At 60.5% G+C, this 20,471-nt stretch carries 19 protein-coding genes and 1 riboswitch; of the genes, 13 read left to right on the forward strand and 6 right to left on the reverse strand.

All coding sequences use genetic code 11. From position 1 onward, the window contains the following. Positions 1-106: 106 nt before the first annotated feature. On the reverse strand, positions 107-598 hold the full coding sequence (smpB, locus tag HDE80_RS07750) for an SsrA-binding protein SmpB (RefSeq protein WP_184669546.1): 492 nt from the start codon (positions 596-598) through the stop codon (positions 107-109). Positions 599-681: 83 nt separating this feature from the next. Here smpB and HDE80_RS07755 point away from each other — a divergent pair, with 83 nt between their 5' ends. After that, positions 682-1,113, forward strand: a complete 432-nt coding sequence (locus tag HDE80_RS07755) for a type II toxin-antitoxin system RatA family toxin (RefSeq protein ID WP_184669548.1) — start codon at positions 682-684, stop codon at positions 1,111-1,113. After that, positions 1,106-1,384 carry an RnfH family protein gene (locus tag HDE80_RS07760; protein ID WP_184669549.1) on the forward strand — a complete coding sequence of 93 codons (279 nt, stop codon included), beginning with the start codon at positions 1,106-1,108 and terminating at the stop codon, positions 1,382-1,384. Before HDE80_RS07755 ends, HDE80_RS07760 begins: the two co-directional genes overlap by 8 nt. Before the next feature lie 22 nt (positions 1,385-1,406). Here the strand turns inward: HDE80_RS07760 and bamE are convergent, their stop codons facing one another. Next, entirely contained in the window at positions 1,407-1,901 is a 495-nt protein-coding gene (gene bamE / locus HDE80_RS07765) for an outer membrane protein assembly factor BamE (protein ID WP_184669551.1), read from the reverse strand. 76 nt (positions 1,902-1,977) lie between these two features. Here bamE and fur point away from each other — a divergent pair, with 76 nt between their 5' ends. Further along, positions 1,978-2,400: a ferric iron uptake transcriptional regulator gene (gene fur, locus HDE80_RS07770; RefSeq protein WP_184602280.1), complete on the forward strand. Its 423-nt coding sequence runs from the start codon at positions 1,978-1,980 to the stop codon at positions 2,398-2,400. Between the two features lie 339 nt (positions 2,401-2,739). Here the strand turns inward: fur and HDE80_RS07775 are convergent, their stop codons facing one another. Beyond that, positions 2,740-4,338 carry an MASE1 domain-containing protein gene (locus tag HDE80_RS07775; protein ID WP_184669943.1) on the reverse strand — a complete coding sequence of 533 codons (1,599 nt, stop codon included), beginning with the start codon at positions 4,336-4,338 and terminating at the stop codon, positions 2,740-2,742. Between the two features lie 107 nt (positions 4,339-4,445). Between HDE80_RS07775 and HDE80_RS07780 the strand changes: the two genes are divergently transcribed. Beyond that, positions 4,446-5,081, forward strand: coding sequence for a response regulator transcription factor (locus HDE80_RS07780; protein WP_184602279.1), 636 nt, complete (start codon positions 4,446-4,448; stop codon positions 5,079-5,081). 43 nt (positions 5,082-5,124) lie between these two features. On the opposite strand, the gene recN is transcribed toward HDE80_RS07780, so the two are convergent. Continuing rightward, entirely contained in the window at positions 5,125-6,798 is a 1,674-nt protein-coding gene (recN, locus tag HDE80_RS07785; protein ID WP_184669553.1) for a DNA repair protein RecN, read from the reverse strand. Between the two features lie 141 nt (positions 6,799-6,939). Between recN and hrcA the strand changes: the two genes are divergently transcribed. The 6 genes from hrcA (at position 6,940) to HDE80_RS07815 (ending at position 14,184) form a co-directional block, all read left to right on the forward strand. Then, entirely contained in the window at positions 6,940-8,001 is a 1,062-nt protein-coding gene (gene hrcA, locus HDE80_RS07790; protein ID WP_184602277.1) for a heat-inducible transcriptional repressor HrcA, read from the forward strand. Between the two features lie 88 nt (positions 8,002-8,089). Then, complete coding sequence (gene grpE / locus HDE80_RS07795; RefSeq protein WP_184602276.1) at positions 8,090-8,623, forward strand: nucleotide exchange factor GrpE; 534 nt, start codon at positions 8,090-8,092, stop codon at positions 8,621-8,623. Positions 8,624-8,777: 154 nt separating this feature from the next. Then, on the forward strand, positions 8,778-10,697 hold the full coding sequence (gene dnaK, locus HDE80_RS07800) for a molecular chaperone DnaK (RefSeq protein WP_184602275.1): 1,920 nt from the start codon (positions 8,778-8,780) through the stop codon (positions 10,695-10,697). Between the two features lie 181 nt (positions 10,698-10,878). Then, positions 10,879-12,000 carry a molecular chaperone DnaJ gene (gene dnaJ, locus HDE80_RS07805; RefSeq protein ID WP_184669554.1) on the forward strand — a complete coding sequence of 374 codons (1,122 nt, stop codon included), beginning with the start codon at positions 10,879-10,881 and terminating at the stop codon, positions 11,998-12,000. 108 nt (positions 12,001-12,108) lie between these two features. After that, positions 12,109-12,909, forward strand: a complete 801-nt coding sequence (gene dapB, locus HDE80_RS07810) for a 4-hydroxy-tetrahydrodipicolinate reductase (protein WP_184669556.1) — start codon at positions 12,109-12,111, stop codon at positions 12,907-12,909. 48 nt (positions 12,910-12,957) lie between these two features. Further along, positions 12,958-13,158, forward strand: a riboswitch (yybP-ykoY riboswitch). 15 nt (positions 13,159-13,173) lie between these two features. Further along, positions 13,174-14,184, forward strand: a complete 1,011-nt coding sequence (locus HDE80_RS07815; RefSeq protein WP_184669558.1) for a sodium:calcium antiporter — start codon at positions 13,174-13,176, stop codon at positions 14,182-14,184. Positions 14,185-14,206: 22 nt separating this feature from the next. Here HDE80_RS07815 and HDE80_RS07820 read toward each other — a convergent pair whose 3' ends face one another. Then, a complete protein-coding gene (locus tag HDE80_RS07820; RefSeq protein WP_184669560.1) occupies positions 14,207-14,584 on the reverse strand; it encodes a hypothetical protein in 378 nt (125 codons plus the stop codon). Between the two features lie 6 nt (positions 14,585-14,590). Further along, positions 14,591-15,286, reverse strand: coding sequence for a 2OG-Fe(II) oxygenase (locus HDE80_RS07825; RefSeq protein ID WP_184602271.1), 696 nt, complete (start codon positions 15,284-15,286; stop codon positions 14,591-14,593). 213 nt (positions 15,287-15,499) lie between these two features. On the opposite strand from HDE80_RS07825, the gene carA reads away from it, so the two are divergent. Genes carA through greA form a run of 3 tightly spaced genes read left to right on the forward strand, consistent with a single transcriptional unit; the run spans position 15,500 to position 20,329 of the window. Beyond that, on the forward strand, positions 15,500-16,627 hold the full coding sequence (gene carA, locus HDE80_RS07830; protein WP_184669567.1) for a glutamine-hydrolyzing carbamoyl-phosphate synthase small subunit: 1,128 nt from the start codon (positions 15,500-15,502) through the stop codon (positions 16,625-16,627). Between the two features lies 1 nt (position 16,628). After that, positions 16,629-19,856, forward strand: coding sequence for a carbamoyl-phosphate synthase large subunit (carB, locus tag HDE80_RS07835; protein WP_184669574.1), 3,228 nt, complete (start codon positions 16,629-16,631; stop codon positions 19,854-19,856). Further along, positions 19,853-20,329: a transcription elongation factor GreA gene (greA, locus tag HDE80_RS07840; protein ID WP_184602268.1), complete on the forward strand. Its 477-nt coding sequence runs from the start codon at positions 19,853-19,855 to the stop codon at positions 20,327-20,329. Before carB ends, greA begins: the two co-directional genes overlap by 4 nt. Positions 20,330-20,471: the final 142 nt, after the last annotated feature.

Raw genomic sequence — 20,471 nt, forward strand, 5'->3', positions numbered from 1 at the left:
TGAAGCAAGGCTTCCAGCGAATAGTTCGATAGAGGCCACCTCAGTAAACAAAAAGCCCTAGATGGTCATCAAGGGCTTTTTGCTGCGTATACAGCTTCTTGTCAATTCAAGCGGCGCGGTTGTGCGAGCGCATGGTGCGTTGTTTTTCGATCTGCCAGTCGCGCTGCTTTTCGGTATTGCGCTTGTCGTGTTCCTGCTTGCCCTGGGCCAGGCCGATCTCGACCTTGACCTTGTTGCCCTTCCAGTACATCGCGGTCGGCACCAGCGTATAGCCCTTGCGCTCGACCGCGCCGATCAGTTGGTCAATTTCCTTGCGATGCAGAAGCAGTTTTCGCGTGCGTCGATCCACCGCGACCACGTGAGTGGATGCACTGATCAGCGGTGGTATCGATGCGCCGACCAGAAAGATCTCGTCGTTCTTGACGGTGGCGTAGCTTTCGCCAAAGTTGATCCGGCCGGCACGCAAGGCCTTCAATTCCCATCCTTCCAACGCGATACCCGCTTCGTATCGCTGATCGATGTGATATTCGAAGCGCGCGCGCTTGTTCAGCGCGATGGTGCCGCCGCCCTTGGTGTCTTTGTCCTTCGCTTTGGCCATGTCCGTTAAACTCGGGCCTAGTTGCCCTGATGCCGGATCGACCGCATATCGGGTCGAATCCAGTGTGATATGAAGAGGCTGCCATGATCGAAATCCGTCGTAGCGCCCTGGTGAATTATTCGCCGGCGCAGATGTTCGACTTGGTCAATGACGTCGAAGCATACCCAAAGCGTTTCCCTTGGTGTGTAGGTGCTGAGATACTCGAGCGTACCGATGATGTGCTGGTGGCCAGGCTCGATCTCAAGTTCGCGGGGTTTCGCCAGAGCTTTACTACACGGAATTCGGTCAATCCACCTGCGCGTCTGCATATGAGTCTGGTGGATGGACCTTTCCGCAGCCTTGATGGGGTATGGGACTTCCTGGCCTTGGGCGACGCTGGTTGCAAGATCAGTTTCGCGCTGGATTTCGATTATGCCAGCCGGCTGGGGGGAGGAGCCTTGAAGCTCGGCTTCCAGGGACTGGCCAACCGCATGGTGGACGACTTCTGCCGTGAGGCCGAGCGGGTTTATGGCTGACCGCATGATACCTGTCGAAGTTGTCCACCTCGGTGCGGAGCAACAGTGGCTGCGCTGTATCGAGGTGGTCGAAGGTAGCACGGTGATGCAGGCTATCAGTGCATCGGGCGTCGCTGAAATTTTGCCAGGTGGTATGGTTGACCCTGACCGGCTAGGCATCTTCTCGAAGCGTGTCTCGTCGGATCACCTGGTGCAGGCCGGTGATCGAATTGAGATCTACCGGCCATTGATGCTTGATCCGATGGAGGCGCGTCGACGGCGCATCCGCTGAAGCAGACCCGTGACGGTGTGGGTCAATGGCCGTCGTTGCCGCCGCTGGTCGGGGAAGGCGTCGTGCCGTTGTCAGTGCCGGAACCAAAGCCGCCGTCCTTGTTGTCTTCATCGGGCGTCTTGCTCTTGTCACCCTTGGTTTCGTTAACCGGGTAACTGGCGTGATACTTCTTGCTGTCCTTGACGAGCTGCTCTGCGTCTTGCGCGAAGAAATCGCCCTGAGTCCGAACCAGCGTGTCGTTGTTGAAGGTCAGCGTAAAGGTTCGCAGTTTGATCGGGCCGCCGCGGTGCTCCTGAGTAGACACGTAATCCCAGCGACTCTGGTCGAAGGGCGTGCTGACCGAGGGTGTGCCCATCAACACGAGCACCTGACGCTTGGTCATGCCTGGCTTCAGTTGATCCACCATGGTCTTGTCGAGCAGATTGCCTTGCTGCACATCTGGGGTATAGACGATGTGGCAGCCGGCGATGGAGAGCGCCAGCACGGCGAAAACCAGCAGGGTGATCAGCTTTTGCATGCGTGTTGCGTCCAGATCGTGAAGGTATCGGATGATACACTACAGGCTCAGTAGCGCTGTGTGCGAAGGGTGGGTTATGGAACAGGAAACCAAAGAACTGCGTCGGGTCGGCCTCAAGGTCACGCATCCGCGGATGCGAATCCTGCAGATTTTTGATGAAGAAGGGGTACAGCACCTCACGGCGGAAGACGTCTACAAAAAGCTACTGGCTCACCAGGAAGACATTGGCCTAGCCACGGTCTACCGCGTGCTGACCCAGTTCGAAGCAGCCGGCATCGTCGTCAAGCACAATTTCGAAGGTGGCCAGGCTGTTTACGAACTGGATCGCGGCAAGCATCACGATCACATGATTGATGTCGACAGCGGAAACGTCATTGAGTTCGTCAGCGAAGAGATTGAACGTCTGCAGCGCGAGATTGCCGATCGACACGGCTACGTAATCGAGGATCACAGCCTGGTGATCTACGTGCGCCCCAAAAATCGCCCCAAGAAGGGCTGAGCAGGGATTGACCTGTCTGCTGGCTTGATTGCGGACCAATTCCCGGGCGTGGGTCAAGCTGCCGAATCATTGCAAGTGCCTGAATATCGGCCATAAAAAAGCCGCGAAGAGGACTCCTGTCCACTCGCGGCTGCTCCGCTACCCTGACTCACGACCGGCTCAAGCACTAACTTGCTGTTGCCGAGGCTCGTCGCCGAATAGCGGCGAAACAGCATCCTGCCGTTTTTCAGAACCACCGTCCCCACGGTGATTCTGATCCACCATCTTGCAATGGTGGCTCCCCCACATCGATGGCCTGATCGTAACGAAGTCTTTACGTTCCAGGTATAAGAAAAATTCCTAGTTCAAGCGCTGAGGATCAGGCAAGCTGTTGTTGCTGCGCAACAAAATTCGCAGGTGAACGCCAGCATGGTCTGCCCGCAGACGGAACTGGCCACCCAGTGAGGTGACCCGATCACGCATGCCTTGCAGGCCGCGGCCACCACGCGGTATTCGATGCGGCAGGCCGGTACCGTTGTCCCGCAGATCCAGTAGCGCAAGCGCCATGCCTTGGCGCTCGCCGATGCGCAAACGCACTCTGAACTCGCTGGCTTGCGCATGCTTCACGGCATTGGTCGCGCTTTCCTGGGTGAGCCGGTAAATCGCGGTGCGCGTGTCGTCATCAAGAAGACGCGGGTCGCCGTGAAGTTCGGTGAAGTACGTAATGCCGGCGGCGTTCAATAGATCCCGGATCGGCCCCTCATCTAGCGCGCGAATAAGTCCGAACTCATCCAGCACGGCAGGGCGCAGATCATCCAGCAGGCGATGCAGGGCACGCCGCATATGGGCCAGGATGGTATTGATCGACGTGCTGATGTCCTGCATGCCCGCATCGTGCAGCCGGGTTTGCGCCAGCTTGACGTGCGTCTGGATGGCGGTGATGTTCTGCCCCAGCTCGTCGTGCAACTCGGCCGCCAGATGACGGCGCTGGTTTTCATCGGCCTGCAGATTGCCGCGTGCGGCACTGCGCAATTGCTGGGCGAGCTGGTCAAGCCGGCGGTTGACAGCACCCAGATAGACATTCTGCTCTGCGACCCGCGTGCTGCTGCGGCGCAGCGCATCGGTTGCCGAGCCAAGCATGATCGCGCCCGTACCCGCCACCGCAAGGAAAAGATAGGCCGCGGCGGTCGAGGGTGCATGTCCGAGATGCTGCTCGACCAGGTTCATGCCGAAACTCGAAATGATCATGGCCATGCTGGCACCGCGCCAGCCGTGGCGAAACGCGAAAAAAAGTACGGGTGCCAGCGACAGCACGCGAGCAAACTGCGGCTGTGGTGATGCCTGTTCGGACAGCACCAGCAAAATCATCATCGACGGGAACATCACCAGCAGGCCGTCCATGGACAGGCTGGCCAGGGCACGGCGATCGAAGCGGGTGCGCAGCAGCAGAATCATTAACGGCACGATCAACAGAATGCCCAGATAGTGGCTGAGCAACTCTTCGCCGAGGATGCTGATGATCAGCTCGGGCGAGCCAGGTTCGTGGATCAAGTCCAGCAGTGCTGCGTCGACAGCGGTGGTGGCGATCACGATCAACACCACCGACAGCAGCAAGCGTGTCACTTCCTGCGGACTGTTCAAACTCGCATGCAGATTCAGTCGGCGCAGCAGCCACAAGCCGACAGCCATCACCAATGGCTCAGGCAGTTCGGCGAGAAAAAAGCCGTTCCAGCCCAGTGGCATGCCTTGCACCAGGGCAATTCCAGCCGTGGCGGCCAACTCCGCGCCAAGCAACCAGCCCCAGTGGCGCACCGGCGTCAGCAGCAGTGCGCCAAACCGCAAGCCGTAGGGAAGCATCCAGTATGGCTGCACCGTCATCCACAGCAACAGCCAGAGCAATACGTAGCCGATGGCCAGCAGTGGGCCGGAATCTGGTAGATGGAGTGATTTCAGGCGCATGTGCGGATGGTACATGCGGCAGTTCGCCGGTATGCGGCGATGTCGGCGCTGGTCGATGATTCTCGCGGCATCTGCCTAAGTTGTAATCCACTGTGTAAAGTAGCGGGATGCACAAAATCGTTTTGGTCGATGACCACGCCATCGTTCGTGAGGGCTTCAAACGACTGATCGAGCTTGAGCCCGATCTCGACGTCGTTGCTGAGTGCCGTAACGGTGACGATGCCGTGGAGGCGGTGAGTCAGTGGCGTCCCGATCTGGTCGCGCTGGATCTGTCGCTGCCCGATGGCAGCGGCTTGCCGCTGATCGAACATCTGCTGAGTGTCTGTGTGGAAACGCGCATTGTCGTGCTGAGCATGCATGACGGTGATCCCTACGTTTCGGAAGCGCTTCGCCGCGGTGCCAGTGGGTATGTGACCAAAGGTGTGGCGCCGGAAGAGCTTGTGGCGGGTCTGCGCGCAGTCATGCACGGCGAAGTCTTTCTGAGTTCGGATTTACGCGAGCGTCGAGCTGGCAGATCGAGTGCAGGGCTTGATCCGATCAGCCGATTGACGGCGCGCGAACGCGAGGTGTTTCTGCTGTTGGCTGGTGGTCTCACACCCAAGCAGGTAGCTGCCGAACTAGGCATCGGTCAGAAAACTGTCTATATCCATCGCGCCAGTTTGATGGGCAAACTGGGTGCTGGTTCGGAGCTGGATCTGTATCGCATGGCAACCGACCGCGGGCTGCTGCCGGTCAATACCTGAACTTCCGGGCTGCGTTTGCTCGGCACCATTGTCGGCAATCAGCTCAGTTGCTCTGAGCCCGCTCCAGCATCTGCTTGGCATGCGCCCGCGTTTCGCGGGTGATCTCGACGCCGCCAAGCATGCGTGCCAGCTCATCGCGCCGACCGGCCGCGTCGAGTTTCTCGATCTGCGTACGGGTGGCATCGCCATCACTTTGTTTGCTGACGCGAAGATGTGCATGGCCTTGCGCGGCTACCTGCGGCAGATGAGTAACGCAAAGTACTTGGCGTTGCGAGCCCAGCGAGCGCAATTTTTGACCAACCACTTCCGCAACGGCACCGCCAATGCCGGTGTCGACCTCGTCGAACACCATGCTGCCGACGGTGTCCTTGCCCAGCGTGGCAACTTCAATAGCCAGACTGATGCGTGCCAGTTCGCCGCCGGAAGCCACCTTGCGCAGCGGCCGCGGTGGTTGGCCTGGATTGGCGCTGACCAGCAACTCGCAGCGCTCCTTGCCCTGCGGATCGGGCTCGTCACCGGCGACGGGTTCCAGCTCGATGCGCAGCAGGCCACCGGTCATGCCCAGCTCACTCATGAGTGCGCTGACTTCAATGTCGAGCCTGGCAGCGGCAGTGAATCGTGCCTCGCTGAGTTGGCCCGCGGCGATGGTGTAGTCGCGTTGCAGTTGTTCGCGCTGGGCCGCCAGTTTTTCCAAGGCGTCACCGGCGCCTTCGAGTTCGGCCAGTTCCGTACGCAGCGCGTCGAGCTTGTCGTGCAGTTCGGCAACCGGTAATCGATGGCGTCGCGATAATTCATGTAGATGTGCGAGATGCGTGTCTACTTCGTTATAGCGATCGGGATCGAGATCGACATCCTGCGCGTAACGGCCAAGTCCATCGGCGGCTTCGCCGAGCTGGATTTCGGCGTTGTCGAGCAGTTCGAGCAATGGCGTCAGCCGATCGTCAATCACAGCCAGTTTGCCCAGCTCCGCATGGGCGCGACCGAGTGCGCGACGCAGGGCAAACTCACCTTCGCCATCGAGCAGTTCGACGACCCCGGAGGCGCCTTCAGCCAACCGTCCCGCGTTGGCGAGGCGCTTGTGACTGGTCTCCAGTTCGGTCAGTTCGGCAGTGGGCAGCGTCCACTTTTCCAGTTCGCCCAGCTCGTGGTTCAGTAGCTCGATACGCTGATCACGATCGTCACCGCCGCTGAGTTTACGCACGCGTGCGCCCAGTTCGCGCCACTGCAGCGCGCTGTCGCGCACTCGCGCCAGCAGGGTGTCGTGGCCGGCGTAGGCGTCGAGCAGGGCCATCTGATGCGAGCGCGAAAGAAGCGCTTGATGCTCGTGCTGGCCATGAATCTCCACCAGCAGCGACGCCAGTTCACCGAGCTGGCGCGCGTTGGCGGGGCGGCCGTTGATCCACGCCTTCGAACTGCCTTCGGCGCGAATCACGCGACGTAACTGGCACTGGTCTTCTTCGTCCAGTTCTTCACGCTGCAGCCAGTCGCGTGCGTCGGGCAGTTCGGTGAGATCAAATTCCGCCGTCAGGTCAGCGCGATCGCTGCCGGCGCGTACCATGCCGCTGTCGGCGCGGGCGCCGGCCAGCAGCATCAGTGCATCGACCAGCAGCGATTTACCAGCGCCGGTTTCGCCGCTGACCACGGTCAGGCCGGGGCCGAACGCGATCTCGGCGCCTTCAACGACCGCAAAATGACGAACGTAAAGCGAGGTAAGCATGGTCGAGGCAGTTAATCAGGGCGTTGGGATGATGATTTCAATGGATTGTAGCGGTAGGCCGGCAGCGCTAAATACGAATTTCACTTGCAAGCTGTGCGCGCAGACCTTATTTCTGTGCAGTCTCAAGGACTGCTACAGCGCATGATTAATCCGCACGGCCCCGATCTCGACGCCCGCACGCGACGCCTGTTGCGCACGCTGATTGCCCAGTATCTGGTCGACGGCGAGCCGGTAGGGTCGCGCACGTTGTCGCGCTCGTCCGGACTGGATGTAAGCCCGGCGACGATCCGCAATATCATGGCCGACCTCGAGGATGCCGGGCTGGTCTCTTCGCCGCATACCTCAGCTGGTCGCGTGCCGACGCCGCGCGGGCTGCGCCTTTTCGTCGACAGCCTGATCGAATTGCAGCCGCTGCCACACGACGAGATGGCGCGTCTGCAGAGAGAGCTGCCGCCGGGCCCTACCAACACGCTCGACCTGCTCGGCAATGCGTCGACCCTGCTTTCGGCGATGACGCATTTTGCCGGTGTAGTGACTGTGCCGCGCCAGGCAGATTTTCCTTTGCGCCATATTGATTTCGTGCCGCTGCCGGACGCGCGCGTGCTGGTGATTCTGGTGTTCTCCGACAATCAGGTGCAGAACCGCATCGTGCAGCTGGCCCAGCCGCTGGACAGTCGCGAGCTGGAAGAAGCCGCCAATTATCTCAACGCGCAGTTCGTCGGCTTTCGCGTGGACGACATCCGCGCACATCTGCTGGCCGAACTGCGCGAGGCCGGCAGCGAGCTCAATCGCCTGCTGTCGAGCACGATGGAGCTGGCGACTGCATCATTCGCGCCGCAAGCTGGAGGCAGCGACGTGTTGGTGAGCGGCCAGACCAATCTGATGGCGTATTCGGAGCTGTCCAATCTGCAGCGCCTGCGCGAACTGTTCGATGCGTTTCAGCAGAAAAACGAGTTGCTGCAGCTGATGGAAGTGTGTGCCCGTGCGCCGGGCGTACGGCTTTTCATCGGCGAAGAGTCGGGCTTTACGGCGCTTGATGGTTGCAGCGTAGTCACGGCAAGCTATGGCGCTCAGGGGCGTGTTCTGGGTGCGGTGGGTGTGATCGGGCCCACCCGGATGGCGTATGAACGTGTGATTCCGGTGGTGCAGGCAACGGCCGCATTGCTCAGCGACGCCTTGAATCGAGCCGCTACGACCTTATAACCCGTGCGGGAGGCGGGGTTTCCCGCGAATTGTTGACGGTTGGCAACCCATCAAGGTGCCGGCCATGGAAAAGTCTTGGAGTGTTTCAATGCATAACAACGATCCGCACGTACCCAACGACGCGCAGGACGAGAACGGCGATTTTGGTTCGGAAAATGCCGAGCTGGAAGCGCTGCAGAGCCAGCTGAGCGCGCTCGAAGCCAGCCACGCCGAGCTGCGCGAGACTGTGTTGCGTGAGCGCGCCGAACTGGAAAATCAGCGTCGCCGCATGCATCGGGATCTGGAGCAGGCACGCCGCTTCGCCAACGAGAAACTGCTCAACGAGCTGCTGCCGGTATACGACGGTCTTGAGGGTGGCCTGGCTGTGGAAGGTGGCGACATCGCCTCGATGCGCGAAGGTATCAGCCTTACCTTGAAGGCATTGTTGAAGGTTGGCGAGAACAACGGCATGGCGCAGATCGATCCCCTTGGTCAGTCGCTTGACCCGGAACGCCACCACGCGGTGAGCATGGTCGAGGCACCGGGCAAGGCGCCGGGCACGGTGGTCAGCGTGCTGCAGAAGGGTTATGTGTTGAATGATCGTCTGTTGCGTCCGGCGCTGGTCGCCGTGGCCAGGGACTAGAGCTTTTCTTGCTGGCGTTTGCCTGAATGAGGCGCTGGCAAATCGAACAAAATCGCATCTGGGGCGTTGCTGGCATTGAATCGCCGGGCCACACCCCCACCTTGAAACCAGTCGCGGCCGCGGGGGCCGCTAGATAAATTGTGGAGTAGTAGACATGGGCAAGATCATTGGTATCGACTTGGGCACCACCAATTCGTGCGTCTCCGTCATGGAAGGCGGCACGGCCAAGGTCATCGAGAATTCGGAAGGCGATCGCACCACGCCATCCATCGTCGCCTTCAACAAGGACGGCGAAGTGCTGGTGGGCGCGTCGGCCAAGCGCCAGAGCGTCACCAATCCCAAGAACACCTTCTACGCGGTGAAGCGCCTTATCGGCCGCAAGTTCGCTGACGCGGAAGTGCAGAAAGACCTGCACATCGTGCCTTACGGCATCGTGGCGCACGATAACGGCGACGCGTGGGTGCAGACCTCCGACGGCAAGAAGATGGCGCCGCAGGAGATCGCAGCCAAAGTGCTGATGAAGATGAAGAAAACCGCCGAGGACTATCTGGGCGAGACGGTCACTGAGGCCGTGATCACGGTGCCGGCCTACTTCAACGACAGCCAGCGCCAGGCGACCAAGGATGCCGGCAAGATCGCGGGCCTCGACGTCAAGCGCATCATCAACGAGCCGACCGCGGCCGCGTTGGCTTACGGCATGGACAAGAAAGGCGGCGACCGCAAGATCGCTGTGTATGACCTGGGTGGCGGTACGTTCGACGTTTCGATCATCGAGATCGCCGAAGTCGACGGTGAGAAGCAGTTCGAGGTGTTGGCCACCAACGGCGATACGTTCCTCGGTGGCGAAGACTTCGATATGCGCGTCATCGATTATCTCGTTGACGAGTTCAACAAGGAGCAGGGCATCGACCTGCGCAAGGATCCGCTAGCCCTGCAGCGCCTGAAGGACGCTGCCGAGCGCGCCAAGATCGAGCTGTCGTCCAACCATCAGACCGACGTCAATCTGCCTTACGTGACGGCCGATGCCTCGGGTCCGAAGCACCTCAACATCAAGCTGACCCGTGCCAAGTTGGAGTCGCTCGTCGAGGAACTGGTCAAGCGCACTATCGATCCGTGCCGCACTGCGTTGAATGACGCCGGCTTGCGCGTGTCCGACATCAACGAGGTGATCCTCGTCGGTGGCCAGACCCGCATGCCCAAAGTGCAGGAGTCGGTGAAAGAGTTCTTCGGCAAGGACCCGCGTAAGGACGTCAATCCGGATGAAGCCGTCGCTGTCGGCGCCGCGATCCAGGGCGGCGTGCTGGGCGGTACCGTCAAGGACGTATTGTTGCTGGACGTGACCCCGCTGTCGCTCGGTATCGAGACGATGGGCGGCGTGATGACCAAGCTGATCGAGAAGAACACCACGGTGCCGACCAAGGCCGGGCAGACCTTCTCTACCGCTGATGACAACCAGACGGCCGTGACCGTGCACGTGCTGCAGGGCGAGCGTGAGCGCGCCAGTGCCAACAAGTCGTTGGGCAAGTTCGACCTGTCCGGTATCGACGCTGCGCCGCGTGGCCAGCCACAGATCGAAGTCACCTTCGATATCGACGCCAACGGCATCCTGCACGTGTCGGCCAAGGACAAGAAGACCGGCAAGGAACAGAAGATCGAGATCAAGGCGGGCTCAGGCCTGTCCGAGGACGAGATTCAGCGGATGGTTGCCGACGCCGAAGCCAACAAGGAAGAGGACAAGAAATTCCACGAGCTGGTGGCTACCCGCAACAAGGCCGACCAGCTGGTGCATTCGACCCGCAGTGCGTTGAAAGAGCACGGCGGCAAGATCCCGGCCGACCAGCTCAGCAGCATCGAAGGCGCGTTGTCCGATCTGGAAAAGGTCAAGGATGGTGAGGACAAGGCCGCGATCGAGTCCAAGGTTGAGAAGCTGGAGCAGGCAGCACAGTCGCTACAGGCCGCGGCACAGGGCAGCGGTGGAGCGGATGCCGGTTCGCAGTCGGCGCCGGGCGGTTCAGCGCAGCCGGACGATGTGGTCGATGCTGAGTTCACCGAAGTGAAAGATGAGAAAAAGTAAGAAATAATCGACAGCCGTCCACCTGGATAAGGGGCGAGGGCAGGGTCGACTTCACCAGCCCGTGCCGGGATCATCCTGTCACGGGCTTCGTGTTGAAGGGGCGGCACGTTGAATGATAAGCGGGGATTTTGAGCGTCACCGCTTGATCTCCAGATAAGCGACAAGCAGTGTGGATGCATGAATGAGCAAGCGTGATTACTACGAAGTGCTGAGCGTTGAGCGCAGCGTCACCGAAGTCGAGCTGAAGAAATCCTTCCGCCGGCTGGCGATGAAATACCATCCGGATCGCAACCCGGATGACCCGGCGGCGCAGGACAAATTCAAGGAGGCCAAGGAGGCCTACGAAGTTTTGTGCGACACGCAGAAGCGCGCGATTTACGACCAGTACGGCCATGCCGGACTCGAGCAGGGTGCGGGCGGTCGCGGTGGTGCTGGCTTCGGCGATGTCGGTGACATCTTTGGTGACATCTTCGGCGACATTTTTGGCAGAAACGGTGGTGGCCGTCAGCGTCGTGGCGCTGACCTTCGCTACATCATGGAACTGGATCTGGAAGAGGCTGTATTCGGGGTCAGCCGGCAGATTGAAGTACCGACCCAGGTCAATTGTCATCATTGTAACGGCAGCGGTTCGGAAGACGGCAAGGTCAGCCAATGCAAGACCTGCCGCGGTCACGGCCAGGTGCGCATGCAGAACGGTATCTTTTCGGTGCAGCAGGCCTGCCCGCATTGCGCGGGCACCGGCAAGACCATCGAAAAGCCGTGCAAAAAATGTCATGGCGAAGGCCGGGTCGAAGAATCCCGCACGCTGTCTGTGCAGATTCCCGCCGGTGTGGACAACGGTGATCGCATCCGTCTCAGCGGGCAGGGCGAAGCAGGGCCCGGCGGCACGCCTGCGGGTGATCTTTACGTCGAAGTGCATGTGCGTGAACACGCGATTTTCCAGCGTGAGGGCAATGACCTTTACTGCGAACTTCCGATCCGCTTTACGCAGGCTGCGCTCGGCGTCGAACTGCCAGTACCCACGCTGGAAGGCGAGGTGCCAATCAGCATTCCAGCCGAGACCCAGACCGGCACGCAGTTCCGCTTGCGCGGACGCGGCGTCAAATCGGTACGCAGCACGCGCCATGGCGATCTGATCTGCCGTGTCGTAGTGGAAACACCGGTGCGTTTGACCAAGGCACAGCGCGAGCTTTTCGAATCGCTGGAAGCCACGTTCGAGGAAAGTGATGGTGATCGACATACTCCGCGCGCCAAGGGCTGGATCGATGGCGTCAAGGAATTCTGGTCGCGGGTCACCGCCTGATCAGTCAATTTCTATGGGTAATGTTCGATGGGTAATGCCAGTCGTGCATCGGATCCACGACGCTCACGTTAGGATGGATCGATCAATGGATACGACGGGAGTAAGCCAGTGACTCAATCGCTTCGCCTCGGCATCAATGGCGCTTCCGGCCGCATGGGTAGTTCGCTGCTGGGCCTGCTTGAGGGCGATAAGCGATTCGCGTTGGTTCATGCCGTAGTGTCACCCGCCTCGTCGAAGAATGGCCTGCCGGTTTCCTCCGGTGGCATCAATTCGCTGCGTTATTCCCATGACTGGCTAAGCGCGCCGGCGCTCGACGTGGTGATCGACTTCAGCGGCCCTGCAGGACTTTCGGCGGTGCTGGACTTTTGTCTGGCCAACGGCACACCGCTGGTCACCGGCACTACGGGTACTGATGCAGGGATGGAAGCTCGACTGCTCAAGGCTGCAGAAAATATTGCGCTATTGCGCGCGGCCAATTTCAGCTTGGGTGTTGCGGTGCTGACTCATCTTTTGCGCGAAGCGGCGGCGACCTTGCCTGATTGGGATATCGAGATTGTCGAGGCTCATCATGGCCGCAAGCAGGATGCGCCCTCCGGCACTGCCCTGGCTCTTGGCCATGCAGCAGCTGTGTCCCGCGACGTCACGCTGGAATCATCAGCGGTCTACGCTCGCGAGGGCCGAACGGGCGAGCGCGTCGATGGCTCGATCGGTTTTGCCGTGGTCCGCGGCGGCGATATCGTCGGCGAGCACACGGCGATGCTGATCGGACAGGGCGAGCGGCTGGAGCTGGCACATCGTGCCACCGATCGCTCGATCTTCGCGCGCGGCGCATTGCAAGCTGCGCACTGGCTGCGCGGGCGCGCACCGGGTCAGTGGCGACTCGAGGATGTCATCGCCACACCACGGTGAGGGCTTCGGCTGCGCCTTGTGATTCGCGTCTACCCTGGTTACGATCACTGACTTGTCATTGGGGAGTAGCCAGCCTCGTACCCAGAGGCGTCCGCATCAACACAATTGGTTTCGGTATTTCGAAACCATGGTGCGGACAGCAAACCGTCACTTTCAGTGACGGCCACGCCCGGCGAGACCTTTGGCCATCGACATGCTTACCCGGCCGGGCGAGCGGTGTCGGTGAGCCATCGGTTTTCCGCTCGCCTGGCCCTTGTGCATTCCATGCTGCTTACCTTCGCGTTATTCCTCGGCTCTGCGGTGGTGATTTATCTCGCCTGCGAGTATTTCGTCAACGGTGTCGAATGGTTCGGGCGCAAGCTCAAGCTGAGTTCGACCGCAACCGGTACCGTGCTTGCCGCTTTCGGCACGGCGTTGCCCGAGAGTGCCGTGACTTTCGTTGCGGTCATCTTCGGCAAGACGCCCGAGGCGCGTGATATCGGCGTCGGTGCTGCGCTTGGCGGTCCGCTGGTACTGGCCACTATCGCCTACGCTGTCGTGGGCGGTGCACTGTGGTTGAACCGGCGGCGGCTGAAGCGAGCCGATCGGCTGATTCGCGTCGATCATCAACGTCTCGCGCGCGATCAATCCTGGTTTCTTGCGATCTTTGTCGTGAAAGTTGGGCTGGGCTTGGTCGCGTTTGCGATCAAACCATGGCTGGGTATCGTTTTTCTGGCGGCCTACGGCTTGTACGTATGGCGCGAGATGCGTAGCGAAGATCACGTGCCGGAAGACGAAGTACTCGATCCGCTGAAGTTTCGTCCTCGGCAGGTCGATCCGGCGATGCGCTGGGTTGTCGCGCAGACGGTTATCGCACTGGCCGTCATTGCGGCAGCATCGCGATTGTTCGTCGGCCAGCTGGAGGCCATTGGTGCGTTTTTCTCGCTGCCAGCCCATTTCGTGGCGCTGGTCCTCAGCCCTGTCGCCACCGAATTGCCGGAAACCGTTAACGCACTGATCTGGGTGCGTCAGGGCAAGGAGCGCCTTGCACTCGCCAATATTTCCGGCGCGATGATGATTCAGGCGACCATCCCCAGTTCGCTGGCGTTGTTTGCCACACCTTGGCTGTTTGACGCGCCGCTGAAAGCGGCTGGCGTGATCACCATGATCGCGATCGGCTATCTGTGGTGGCTGTTTCAGCGCGGGCGCGTCGATGCGCGCTGGATATTGCCGGTCGGCCTGCTCTACGGCGTATTTGCGGTGTTTGCCGGGTGGTGGTTGGCTTGCCAGGGCTGATACAGACGGCTTAGTCCTGGCACTATCCGGTGGCGGCGGCCAGGCCTCTGCCGAGGGCATTGGCATAGAGTACGAAGCCCAATAGCAGCAACAGGGCGATGCCGCTCACCAGCAGCATGCCACGCAGACCACGCCAGTACCGGCGTTTGGCCAGGTAGGTCGCGGGCGCGGCTACGCACAGGCCTGTCCAAGCCAACGAGAGGGCGACTATGTGGTCATCCATGAAGTCATACGTGATCCAGCCCTGGTCGACGTCGGGCGACATGCCACCCAGCCGGGACTTGAGGGACGTGAGCAGGATCAGGCCGACGATGTCGACGACGAAGACCGCCAGTCCCAACAGCATGCCCCAGCGGAATGCCAGGGGAGTGGGCGGTGCGTGCTGGATGTCCGTATCCATGTGGCTTCAATCCTTGTGTGAGGCATTTCGGTCGCGGCCAGCGCCGTGCCGGGTATCCAGTTTGCCGACGAGCTTCTTGAACACGCGTGAGAACTTGCCACGTTTGGTCTTGCGCAGTTTTTCTTCTTCGCTGGTCAGCCAGGCGACCTGGACTACGCGACGCTCGCCTTCGAAGGGCAGGTGGCCGTGGAAGGAATTGTCGCAGCGCTTGAATACCGCGAATTCGCCATATAGTGGCGTCAGTTCGGGCACTACGATGCTGTCGATGTCGTCGATCTTGTGCAGGAATCGCAAGCAGCCATCGCTGGTGTCAGGCCATTGCGTATTGAGATAGATCAGTGCAGTGGCAACTTTGGACTTGCTGTCGGTATGGATGGTGCCGTGGCGTTTGTTGAGCAAGCGGCATAGCGTCACCAGGGTTGGATACTGACCGAGATTGTCGATGCCCAGCCGTGCACCAACGGCTTTGGCGAATTCAGGCGAGGTCATGTTTTCAATCAGCGCATTGATGGACGGGCCACAATCGCTGGCATCGTAGGGAAAGAATCCGGCGCTGGCGTAACGCGGGAAGTCACGATCCAGCTCATTGCGCGCCTCGTCCGGCAGCTGTCCGTGCGCCACCAGGAACGGAAATGGCTGCTGTGTCACCGTGGTATCCGGGCGATCAAGGCGCGCGGGATCGAGCAGAACGGTGGCGCTCATGGTTTGGCAGGCTCCCGAAAAATATTTTGTAGTGTAACGCTGGCCATTGTCGAAATAGCGCAGGCCAAAAGCGTGGTTCATGCTTCGTAAGGTGGACAGAAACCGCGCTGCGTCCTATCATTTCAACCCGCCCAGATACTTTCTCTCACGAGTTCCACAAGCCAGCCATGGCGCGGCTTGCGGACCTTGCTGCATCCAAAAGGCGGACACCTTATGCTTACTTCCGCTCTGCTCGCCCTCGAAGACGGCAGCGTGTTTCATGGTCACGCCGTGGGCGCGACTGGCGATACCGTCGGCGAAGTGGTTTTCAATACCGCGATGACCGGCTATCAGGAGATCCTCACCGATCCTTCCTATGCGCGCCAGATCGTCACGCTGAGCTATCCGCATATCGGCAACACCGGCGTCAATGCCGAAGACGCTGAATCCGGTGCCATACACGCGGCCGGACTGATCGTTCGCGACGTGCCGCGCCGGGCCAGCAACTGGCGCAGCACCGAAAGCCTGCCGGATTACCTTAAACGTCACGGCACAGTGGCGATTGCGGGTATCGATACCCGCAGGCTGACCCGTATCCTTCGCGACAAGGGCGCGCTGGCTGGTTGCATCATGGCGGGCGAGCAGGTCGACGCCGAAGTGGCGCTGGCCAAGGCGCGCGCGTTTCCGGGTTTGAACGGCATGGATCTGGCCAGGGTGGTCAGTGTTGCCAAGCCGTACGTGTGGAACGAGGGTGTCTATGACCTCGACAGCACGGCTTTCAATCAACCCGCGAAGCGCTTCAAAGTCGTCGCTTATGACTTTGGTACCAAGCTCAATATCTTGCGCCTGCTGGCCGAGCAGGGCTGCGAAGTCACTGTGGTGCCGGCGCAGACCTCAGCTGCCGACGTGCTGGCGATGAAACCCGATGGCGTGTTTCTCTCCAACGGCCCGGGAGATCCGGCCGCCTGCGACTACGCGATCACCGCAACGCGCGAGTTTCTCGATGCAAAGATCCCGCTGTTCGGTATCTGCCTGGGCCACCAGATCATGGGACTGGCGGTCGGCGCCTCCACGCTGAAAATGAAGTTCGGACACCACGGCGCCAACCATCCGGTGAAGGATCACGATAACGGCCGTGTGCTGATCACCTCGCAGAACCACGGTTTTGCGGTCGATCCCGCCACACTGCCGGCCAATGTGCGGGTCACCCATACCTCGCTGTTCGACGGCTCGCTGCAGGGTTTCGCACTGACCGATCGCCCGGCGTTCTGCTTCCAGGGACACCCTGAGGCGAGCCCAGGGCCGCTCGATATCGGGTATCTGTTCGATCGTTTTGCAGCACTCATGCAGGAGGCCCGCTGAGATGGCCAAGCGTACCGACATAAAAAGCATTCTCATCATCGGTGCCGGCCCGATCGTCATCGGTCAGGCCTGCGAGTTCGACTATTCCGGTGCCCAGGCCTGCAAGGCGCTGAAGGAAGAGGGTTACCGGGTGATCCTGGTGAACTCCAACCCAGCCACGATCATGACCGACCCGGAAACGGCCGATGTGGTCTACATCGAGCCGATCAATTGGCAGACGGTGGAGCGCATCATCGCCAAGGAGCGCCCGGACGCCGTGCTGCCCACGATGGGCGGCCAGACGGGTCTCAACTGCGCGCTGGATCTTGCCGATAACGGCGTGCTGGAAAAGTACAACGTCGAGCTGATTGGTGCTTCGCGCGAAGCGATCCGCATGGCAGAAGATCGCGAGCTGTTCCGCGTCGCCATGGCCGAGATCGGGCTGGATTGTCCCAAGGCCGAGGTTGTTCGCACCTTCGAGCAGGCGCTGCTGACGCAGGCTAAGGTCGGCTATCCGACGATCATCCGGCCGAGCTTCACGCTGGGTGGTTCGGGCGGCGGCATTGCTTACAACCGCGAGGAGTTCGAGGAGATCGTCAAGCGCGGCTTGGATCTCTCGCCGGTGGGCGAAGTACTGGTCGAGGAGTCCGTGCTCGGCTGGAAGGAATTCGAGATGGAAGTGGTCCGCGACACCGCGGACAACTGCATCATCGTATGCTCGATCGAGAACCTCGATCCGATGGGCGTGCATACCGGTGACTCGATCACCGTGGCACCGGCGCAGACGCTCACCGACAAGGAATACCAGCGCCTGCGTGATGCCTCGATCGCGGTGCTACGCAAGATCGGTGTGGATACCGGTGGCTCCAACGTGCAGTTCGGCATCAATGCCGAGAACGGTCGCGTGGTGGTCATCGAAATGAATCCGCGCGTCTCGCGTTCGTCAGCGCTGGCCTCGAAGGCGACGGGTTTTCCAATCGCCAAGATTGCCGCCAAGCTCGCCGTCGGCTACACGCTGGACGAGCTGAAAAACGATATCACCGGTGGCTTGACGCCAGCGTCGTTCGAGCCGTCGATCGATTACGTTGTCACCAAGATTCCGCGGTTCGCCTTCGAAAAATTCCCGTCGGCCGATGCGCGCCTCACCACCCAGATGAAGTCGGTGGGTGAGGTGATGGCGATTGGCCGCACGTTCCATGAATCGCTGCAAAAAGCGTTGCGTGGCCTGGAGATCGGCAAGACCGGCCTCAATCCAACTGGCCTGGATATCAGCACCGACGATGGTCTCGCCGTGCTCAAGCGCGAGCTGCGTGAGCCGCGGCCTGATCGCGTATTCCATCTGGCCGACGCCTTCCGTGCTGGACTCTCGCTGGAGGAGGTACACAACCTCAGCCGTGTCGATCCATGGTTCCTCGCCGCGTTCGAAGACATCGTGCTGACCGAGAAGGAAGTTGCCGAACAAGGGCTGACCGCGATCGACGAACCGCGCATGCGTGAGCTGAAGCGTCTCGGATTCTCCGACGCGCGCGTGGCTGAGTTGCTTGATACCGACGAAGCTGCCGTACGTCATCTGCGCCATACGTTGGGCGTGCGTCCGGTCTACAAGCGGGTCGACTCATGCGGTGCTGAATTTGCCACCAGCACGGCCTACATGTATTCGACCTACGAGGAAGAATGCGAGGCCGCGCCGACGAATCGCGACAAGATCATCGTGCTCGGTGGTGGCCCGAATCGCATTGGCCAGGGCATCGAGTTCGATTATTGCTGCGTGCATGCATCGCTGGCGCTGCGCGAGGATGGCTACGAGACCATCATGGTCAACTGCAATCCTGAAACCGTCTCGACCGACTACGACACCTCTGATCGCTTGTACTTTGAGCCGCTGACGCTTGAGGACGTGCTGGAAATCGTGCACATCGAAAAGCCCAAGGGCGTGATCGTGCAGTACGGCGGCCAGACGCCGCTCAAGCTCGCCCGTGCGCTCGAGGCAGCCGGCGTGCCGATCATTGGCACCAGCCCGGACAGCATCGATCTGGCCGAGGATCGCGAACGCTTCCAGCAGATGATTACGAAGATCGGCCTGAAGCAGCCGCCGAATCGCACCGCGCGCAACGCCGACGAAGCGCTGGCGCTGGCCCGCGAGATCGGCTACCCATTGGTCGTGCGCCCGAGCTATGTGCTCGGTGGCCGTGCGATGGAAGTGGTGCACGATGATGCCGACCTGTCGCGCTACATCCGCGATGCCGTGAAGGTATCCAATGATTCGCCAGTGTTGCTCGACCGCTTCCTCGATCACGCGGTCGAAGTGGACGTGGATGTGATTGCCGATGCCGAAGGTAACGTGCTGATCGGCGGCATCATGGAGCACATCGAGGAAGCCGGCGTGCACTCCGGCGATTCGTCCTGCTCGTTGCCGCCGTATTCGCTGACGGCACCGATCCAGGACGAGATGCGTCGCCAGGTCACCATGATGGCGCGCGAACTCAAGGTCATCGGCCTGATGAATACCCAGTTCGCGATTCAGGGCGAGACGGTGTTTATTCTGGAAGTGAATCCGCGTGCGTCGCGCACGGTGCCGTTCGTCTCCAAGGCGATCGGCGTGCCGTTGGCCAAGATCGCCGCACGGGTCATGGCGGGCCGCACGCTGGCCAGCCTGGGCGCGACGAAGGAAGTCATCCCCGAGTACTACTCGGTGAAAGAAGCGATCTTCCCGTTCCTGAAGTTCCAGAACGTCGATCCTATCCTCGGCCCCGAGATGCGTTCGACCGGCGAAGTGATGGGTGTGGGCCGCAGCTTTGGCGCGGCGTTCGCGCGCGGTCACGAAGCAGCCGGCATTAAGCCACCGAAGGTGGGTAAGGTATTTCTCTCGGTTCGCGACAGCGACAAGGAGCGCCTGCTGCACGTTGCTAAGGAGGTCGTTGCGCGCGGCTTCAATCTGGTGGCGACCTCGGGCACCGCCAGCTATCTGGCCGAACATGGCGTCATCTGCGAGCGTATCAACAAGGTGCTCGAAGGCCGCCCGCATATCGTCGACTTGATCAAGAACGGCGAGATTGTCTATATCGTCAATACCACCGAGGGCAAGCAGGCGATTGCCGATTCGTTCTCGATCCGGCGCGAGGCCTTGCAGCACCGCGTCACGTATTCCACCACCGTGGCAGGCGCGCGTGCGCTCGTCCATTCGCTGGATTTCCGCAGCGATGGCGATGTGCATAGCCTGCAGGAACTGCACAAGGAGTTGAGCGCATGAGTCGTCCCCCGATTACCAAGGCGGGCGCAGAGCGCCTGCGTGGCGAGCTCGAAAAGCTGAAATTCGTCGATCGGCCGCGCATCATCGCAGCCATTGCCGAAGCGCGGGCGCACGGTGATCTCAAGGAAAATGCCGAATACCACGCCGCGCGCGAGCAGCAGAGTTTTGCCGAAGGGCGCATCGGTCAGCTGGAGTCACTGCTCTCGAACGCTGAGGTTATCGACGTCACCCAGCTCAATCCGGGCAACCGCGTTGTGTTCGGCGCGATCGTCGATCTGGAGGACGAAGACTCCGGTACGGCAGTGACCTATCAGATCGTTGGCGATCTGGAAGCGGACATCAAGCTGCACATGATCGCGGTCTCTTCGCCGATTGCCCGAGCGCTGATCGGCAAGAGTGCAGGCGACAGCTTCGAGTTCACTGCACCCAATGGGGTTAAACATTACGAGATCACGGGTGTCCGCTATACCTGAAGACGCGTGTGAAATTTTCGGACGTAGTGCGTGAGCGGCCTGGTTACCAGCTGGCGGCGCGCTGGCCTCTGTCGATGAGCATCTGACAATGGATCGCAATATGCCACAGCAGAAGATCCTCTTCCTCAGCGTTTCGGCCGGT

The organism is Rhodanobacter sp. A1T4 (genome assembly GCF_014207185.1).
Lineage (GTDB): Bacteria > Pseudomonadota > Gammaproteobacteria > Xanthomonadales > Rhodanobacteraceae > Rhodanobacter.